This is a genomic window from Streptomyces sp. NPDC058240 (assembly GCF_042882135.1).
GTDB lineage: Bacteria > Actinomycetota > Actinomycetes > Streptomycetales > Streptomycetaceae > Streptomyces.
Genome location: NZ_JBHVWT010000163.1, coordinates 1 through 1,280 on the forward strand (window position 1 = coordinate 1; position 1,280 = coordinate 1,280).

At 69.1% G+C, this 1,280-nt stretch carries 1 protein-coding gene; it reads left to right on the forward strand.

The window, feature by feature from the left end:
* The coding region (locus tag ACFVX4_RS42140; protein ID WP_389988856.1) for an IS4 family transposase at positions 1–1,198 on the forward strand (1,198 nt) is incomplete at its 5' end.
* Positions 1,199–1,280 lie beyond the last annotated feature (82 nt).

Consider the following 1,280-nt stretch of genomic DNA (forward strand, 5'->3'; position numbering starts at 1 on the left):
GTTTTCGGATCGGATCGCTCTCGGAGTGCTCACGCGTGCGTTTCCGCCGGAGCTGGTGGATGAGGTGGTGGCGGAGTGCGGACGCACTGAGGAACGTCGACGCCTGCTTCCCGCACGGGTGGTGATGTATTTCGTGCTGGCGATGTGCCTGTTCTCGGGGCAGGGGTACGAGGAGGTCGGACGGCTTCTCACGCAGGGCCTGGAACGGGAACGTCGCTGGTCGAAGACGTGGCGGGTGCCCACCAGCGGGGCGATCGGACGGGCTCGGCTGCGGCTGGGGGCACAACCGGTGAAGGTGTTGTTCGCCCGGGTCTGCCGGCCCGTGGCGGTCCCGGCGACGTCGGGAGCGTGGTTTCGGGGTCTGCGGTTGGTGTCGGTGGACGGGACGACCTTCGACCTTCCCGATACGGAGGCGAACGCCGTCTTCTTCGGGCGGCCGGGAACGGGGCGTGGTCAGGGCAGGAGCGCGTATCCGCAGGCCAGGGCCGTGGCCCTGGTCGAGTGCGGTACCCATGCCGTGTTCGCCGCCGACGTCGCGCCGCTGGCGGTGCACGAAACGGTCCTGGCCCGCCGCCTGTTCCCCTCGCTGACCAGGGGAATGCTGCTCCTGGCGGATCGGGGCTTCCTCGGCTTCGACCTGTGGCGGGCCGCCGCGGCGACCGGCGCGGACCTGCTGTGGCGGGTCAAAAGCAATGCGGTCCTGCCCGTGGTGACCGCGCTGCCCGATGGTTCGTACCTGTCGGAGATCGTTGCCGCCCGGGACAAGAACCGGCGGGCCGACCCGGCACCGGTCCGCGTCATCGAATACACCCTGGGCCCTCCCGGAGAGGGCACCGTCCACCGGCTGGTCACCACGCTCCTGGACCCGGCCACCGCGCCGGCCACGGAGCTGGCCGCGCTCTACGCCGAGCGCTGGGAGATCGAGACGACCCTCGACGAGATCAAGACCCACCTGGGTGGTCCCCGCTTCGTTCTGCGCTCCCAGCATCCGGTCGGGGTCGAGCAGGAGATCTTCGCGTTCCTCCTGGTGCACCACGCCCTGCGCGACCTCATGCACCAGGCCGCCCAGCAGGAGAGAGAGGATCCGGACCGGATGTCCTTCATCCGCACCTTGCGCGTCGTCCGCCGGCAGACCACCAGCCAGGCGGGATTTTCCCCCCGCCCGGCTCACCCGGGCGCTGACGCAGACCCTGCATGAAATCACCGAACGTCTCCTGGAACCACGACGGTTACGGTCCAACCCACGAGTCATCAAACGCAAAATGTCCAACTGGGCACTC